The organism is Mesorhizobium sp. M7A.F.Ca.US.005.03.1.1, assembly GCF_003997975.1.
In the GTDB taxonomy this organism is placed as follows: Bacteria; Pseudomonadota; Alphaproteobacteria; order Rhizobiales; family Rhizobiaceae; genus Mesorhizobium; species Mesorhizobium ciceri.
Genome location: NZ_RZRO01000184.1, coordinates 1 through 5,202 on the forward strand (window position 1 = coordinate 1; position 5,202 = coordinate 5,202).

Genomic DNA, 5,202 nt, shown 5'->3' on the forward strand with positions numbered 1-5,202 from the left:
GGGGCGGTCAATATCGTCGGCAGAAGAGCGTCCGAAAGGGCTACCGGCGGCTCCCTCGTAGGAACGAAAAAAGAAGAGAAGCAGAACTTTCTTGTGCGTTTTTTGCACACAATGTTCCGTAACCTGATTATATTCAGGTATGCAAGACGCCAATGTCATCCTCGACCAGATGTAGGTTGACGCTGCTCAGCTCCGAGGTCGCGCGTGCGCCCTGGTCCTTGAGCAAATGCGCGAGGTGAGCGACGATGCAGTCGCGGCGTCTCACGACGTCCAGCTGTTCGCGTCGATCCTCCACCTGCATAAACGCCTCGGCCGATCGCAGCAAGAGCGGCCACCGCACGCGCTCGGGGTAGAGGTGCCGCATGCATAACGCGCAGGCCAGGGACACTGGTCGGCGGGGTGGTTAACGGACTGCAGACCAGCAGGCGTGCGATGGCAACCGAACAGCTTTCCAGCCAGAGGCGTCTGACCCTCTCGCTAAGCCGTAAGCAACTTTGTTTGGCAGATAAGGGGCCTGAAGCGGACTGACAGCTTCTAAGCACGCATTTTCACAAGCGGACTTTCTTTCCGCAACGGAATCGCTTTGACATGCGCAATCCCGGCCATCAGGCCGGGAACAGGAACGCCGAAGCGGGATCGAAAAAGATGCGCTGACCTGATGTGGCGGTGCCATCGCCCACCTCTGCGTCAGAGGTTGGCCTGACGTCGATCTCATCTCCGCCGGCCGTGCGTGCCACTACTCGCCGTCGGTCGCCGAAGAAGGCGGTATCGACGATCTCGACGGCGAGTGCCACGCTTGTCGGCGTAGGCGTCAAGCGGAAGGCTTCCGGGCGCACCATCAGCCGGACGTTCTGGCCTTGGCCGAACGACGTTGTCGCCTTGACGCCGGTCACGATCGAGCCGCCGGCCAGGCGGATCGTCGATGCGCCATCTGCGGTTTGCAAATGCTCAGCCGGCAGGAAATTCGAGTTGCCGATGAAGCCGGCGACGAACTCGCTCGCCGGCCGGAGGTAAAGATCCTCGCCAGTACCGATCTGTTCGATGCGGCCTTCCCTGAACAGAGCGATGCGATCCGAAAGATGCAGCGCCTCCTCCTGGTCGTGCGTGACATAGAGGATGGTGACGCCGGTCTCGCGGTGGATGCGGCGGATCTCGGCCTGGATTTCCTGGCGCAGCTTCTTGTCGAGCGCCGACAGCGGCTCGTCCATCAGCAGGATCGGCGGGTCGTAGGCGAGCGCGCGGGCAAGCGCCACGCGCTGCTGCTGGCCGCCCGACAGCGCGCCCGGGCGGCGGTCGGCGAAGTTTTCGAGGCGCACCAGCGCCAGCATGTCGGCGACCTTGCGCTTGATCTCGCCATCCGGTCGGCGGCGCACGCGCAGCGGAAAGGCGACATTCTCGGCGACACTCAGATGCGGAAATAGCGTGTAGCGCTGGAAGACCATGCCGATGTTGCGCTTGTGCGACGGCACCGAAAGCAGCGACCTGTCCTCCAGGAGCACATCGCCCGAGCTCGGATCCTGGAAACCGGCGATGGCGTAGAGTGTCGTCGACTTACCGGAACCCGACGGGCCAAGGAACGTCAGGAACTCCCCCTTGGGCACATCGATGGTGACGTCATGGACGGCGACGAAGGCGCCGAACGTCTTTCTCACCGCGCGTATGGACAGGAATGGCCGGGTCATCTTGACATTTTCCTGCGAAGGAGTGCGGTCACGATCATCAGGCACAAGGTCAGGCCGACAAGCAGGCTGGAGGCGGCGGCGACGACCGGGCTGAGGTCGGCGCGCAGGCTGCCCCAGATCTTGACCGGCAAGGTCTGCAAGGCCGGGCTTGCCATGAAGATCGCCACCACGACCTCGTCCCATGAGGCCAGGAAAGAGAAGATCGCCGCGGAGAAGATGCCGATCCTGATCGACGGCAAGGTGATCCTCAACCGTGCCTGCAGCGGGCTGGCGCCGCAGACTATGGCCGCGTCCTCGATGGATTTGTCGAAACCCTCTAGCGCCGCAGTGATCGGGATAATGGCGAAAGGCAGCGCCAGGATGGTGTGGGCGATGACGAAGCCGACCGTGGTGCCGGCAAGGCCGATGCGCAGGAAGAAGGCGTAGATGGCGATGGCGAACACGACGACCGGCAGCACCATCGGCATCAACAGCAAGCCGCGCAGGACCTGGCGTCCGCGAAACTCACCCCTGACCAGGCTGAAGGAGGCGAACAGGCCGATGACGACGGCGAGGATGGCGGCCATGGCGGCAATCCGGACACTGGTCAGCGCGGCATCGATCCAGGTCGGATCAACCAGCAACTGCTGGTACCATTTCAGCGTCCAGCCGGGCGGCGGGAAGGCGAGCCAGCGCGACGAGCCGAACGACAGGAGCACGATGAAGACCACCGGCAGCAACAGGAAAGCCGCGACTGCCGCCGTGAAGCCGACAAGTGCCACGCGCAGCCATCCGAGCCGGTCATAGTCGAGCAGCATGTCAGAGCCCTCCGCCGGCGCGCCTGGCGCCGACCAGGCGAAGCTGGATCGCGTAGAGCGCCATGGTGACGACAAGCAGGACGAAGGCGGCCGCACTTCCAAGCCCCCAGTTGAGCAGCGACTGCACCGTCTGGGCGATCATCTCGGCCAGCATCATGTTCGATGTGCCGCCAAGCAGGGCAGGCGTGACGAAGTAGCCAAGCGACATGACGAAGACCATCAGCCCTCCGGCGGCGATGCCGGGAAGCGACAGCGGCAAAAGGATGCGGCGGAAGGCCTCGGACGGGCTTGCGCCGCAAAGGGCGGCCGCGCGCAGCGTCATAGGGTCGATGGCGCGTAAAGTGCCGACCAGCGGCAGAATCATGAAGGGCAGCATGATGTACACCATGCCGATGGTGACCCCGGCGAGGTTGTTGATGAGCGGCAGCGGCTCATGGATGATGCCCAACCCCATCAGCGCCCTGTTGATGACGCCGGTGCGTTGCAGCAGCACCATCCACGCATAGGTGCGGGTGAGAAGGTTCGTCCACATCGACAGAATGATGATGCCGAAGACGATCGAGCCCGGGGCCGGCGGCATGATCGCCAGCATCCAGGCAACAGGGAAAGCCACCAGGATGGTGACGGCTGTGACGACCGATGCGACCAGGAAGGTGTTGAGGAACACCCGCACATAGGTGTCGCTGCCGAACAGCGCCGCGTAGTTCTGCAAGCCGGGTTCGGGATCGGTGACGCTGCGCAGCAGCAGGGCAACCACCGGCACGATGAAGAACAGGCCAACCAGAAGCAGGGCCGGCAAGGCGCTGCCGCTGCCGGCTGGCAGGCCGGCAACCGAGCTGCGTCTGAAAGAACTTCCCTGCATCGAGCGGTCCTGTTCAAAACGGGGCGCGCAAGCCGCGCCCCGTCGGTCTGCAACGGTGTTACTTGGTCTGCCAGGCATACCAGCGCGCGGCGATCTCGTCGCGATGCTCGGCCCAGTAGTTCATGTCGAGGTTGATCTGGCCGTCGACATGGGCATCAGGCAGGGCCTTGACGGCATCGGCGGGCATCTCCGCCTTGGCCTTGGTGTTGATGGGCGCATAGCCGCTTGCCTCGGCGAATTTCGCCTGGCCGGTCGGGCTGGTGGCGGCGGCGAGGAACTTCATCGCGCTGTCCTTGTTCTTGGCGCCCTTCGGCACGACGAGCACGTCGGCGGCGGTGAGGTTCTGCTTCCAGGCGACGCCGACGTCGGTGCCATCCTGCTGGAGGGCGAAGACACGCCCGTTCCACAACTGACCGAAGGCAGCCTCGCCGGAGGCAATCAGCTGCTGTGATTCAGCGCCGCCGCCCCACCAGACGATATCGGATTTGATGGTGTCGAGTTTCTTGAAGGCACGATCGAGATCAAGCGGATAAAGCTTGTCCGCCGGCACGCCGTCGGCCAGCAAAGCGATCTCGATGACGCCCGGCGCCGACCATTTGTAGAAGGTCCGCTTTCCGGGAAACTTCTTGGTGTCGAACATGTCGGCCCAGCCGGTCGGTTCGCCCGAGACGGCGCCCTTGTTCCAGGCGAGCACGAAGGAGTAGTAGAAGCTGCCGACGGCATGCTCATTGCTGAAACGCGGGTCAAGATCGGCCTTGGGCACGACCGCATAGTCGATCGGCTCCAGCAGCCCGTCCTTGGCGGCCTTTATGGCGAAATCCATTTCCACGTCGACGACATCCCAGGTGACATTGCCGGCGTCGACCATGGCCTTGAGCTTGCCATAGTCGGTCGGTCCGTCCTGCAGCACCTTGATGCCGGAGCTGGCTTCGAAGGGGGCTGCCCAGGATTTGGTCTGCGCTTCCTGCGTGGTGCCGCCCCAGCTGGTGAACGCCATCTCATCGGCCTTGGCGGCGGTTGCCGTGAGTAGCCCGGCCAGCAGGCCGGTCAAAATCAGTTTCATGTCATTCTCCTCTGTTGGTCTGTTTTTGTTTTTCTCAGTGCACCTGCGTCCCGCGGTTCTCAGCGCATGACGAAGGGATCGGGGATCGGCTCGTCCGAGGTGTTGATCCAGACGGATTTCGAGCGTGTGTAATCTCTGATGGTGTCGAGCCCACCCTCCCGGCCGAGCCCCGACAGGCCGTAGCCGCCGAAGGGAACGAGCGGCGATACGACGCGATAGGTGTTGACCCAGACGACGCCGGCACGGATGTCGCGCGCCATGCGGTGCGCCCTAGCGAGATTGCTGGTGAACACGCCTGAAGCGAGGCCGAAGGGCGTGTCGTTGGCGAGCGCCAGCGCCTGCGCTTCGGTGTCGAAGGCAAGCACGCTGAGCACTGGCCCGAACAGTTCCTCGCGCACGCAAGGCAGGTCGCTGGCGCCGGCATCGATGATGGTCGGCGCATAGTAGAAGCCGCTGCCGGCTGGCCTTGTGCCGCCGGTGACCAGCGTGCCGCCCCCGGCGACGCTTTCCGCGACAACTTTCTCGATCCAGTCGCGCTGACGCAGCGTGGCGAGCGGACCCATTTCGGTCGCCGGATCCTGCGGATCGCCGATGCGGATCGCCTCGGCCTTGCGCTTCAGGCGGGCGAGGAATTCATCCTTGACCGAACGCTCGACCAGCAGCCGCGAGCCGGCGACGCAGCTCTGGCCGGTCGCGGCAAAAATGCCGGCGACCACCGCATTGGCGGCGCTGTCGAGATCGGCGTCGGCAAAGACGACGACCGGGCTTTTGCCGCCGAGTTCCAGAGTGGTGTACGCA

The 5,202-nt window shown here is 63.9% G+C and carries 6 protein-coding genes; all 6 read right to left on the minus strand.

Going from position 1 to position 5,202, the window contains the following annotated elements; translation table 11 throughout:
- Nucleotides 1–133: 133 nt before the first annotated feature.
- Nucleotides 134–364 carry a hypothetical protein gene (locus EN990_RS34745; RefSeq protein ID WP_164766225.1) on the minus strand — a complete coding sequence of 77 codons (231 nt, stop codon included), beginning with the start codon at nt 362–364 and terminating at the stop codon, nt 134–136.
- Between the two features lie 241 nt (nt 365–605).
- Complete coding sequence (locus tag EN990_RS34750) at nt 606–1,682, minus strand: ABC transporter ATP-binding protein (RefSeq protein ID WP_127369847.1); 1,077 nt, start codon at nt 1,680–1,682, stop codon at nt 606–608.
- The gene (locus tag EN990_RS34755) at nt 1,679–2,479 is read right to left on the minus strand and encodes an ABC transporter permease (protein ID WP_127369846.1); all 801 of its coding nucleotides are present in this window, start codon (nt 2,477–2,479) and stop codon (nt 1,679–1,681) included. The genes EN990_RS34750 and EN990_RS34755 overlap by 4 nt, the downstream gene beginning before the upstream one ends.
- A gap of 1 nt (nt 2,480) precedes the next feature.
- Nucleotides 2,481–3,341 carry an ABC transporter permease gene (locus EN990_RS34760; protein ID WP_027161996.1) on the minus strand — a complete coding sequence of 287 codons (861 nt, stop codon included), beginning with the start codon at nt 3,339–3,341 and terminating at the stop codon, nt 2,481–2,483.
- Nucleotides 3,342–3,399: 58 nt separating this feature from the next.
- Nucleotides 3,400–4,404, minus strand: coding sequence for an ABC transporter substrate-binding protein (locus tag EN990_RS34765; protein ID WP_127367630.1), 1,005 nt, complete (start codon nt 4,402–4,404; stop codon nt 3,400–3,402).
- A 59-nt stretch (nt 4,405–4,463) separates the two neighbouring features.
- Nucleotides 4,464–5,202: aldehyde dehydrogenase family protein (locus EN990_RS34770; RefSeq protein WP_127388566.1), on the minus strand; the 739-nt coding region annotated here is incomplete at its 5' end.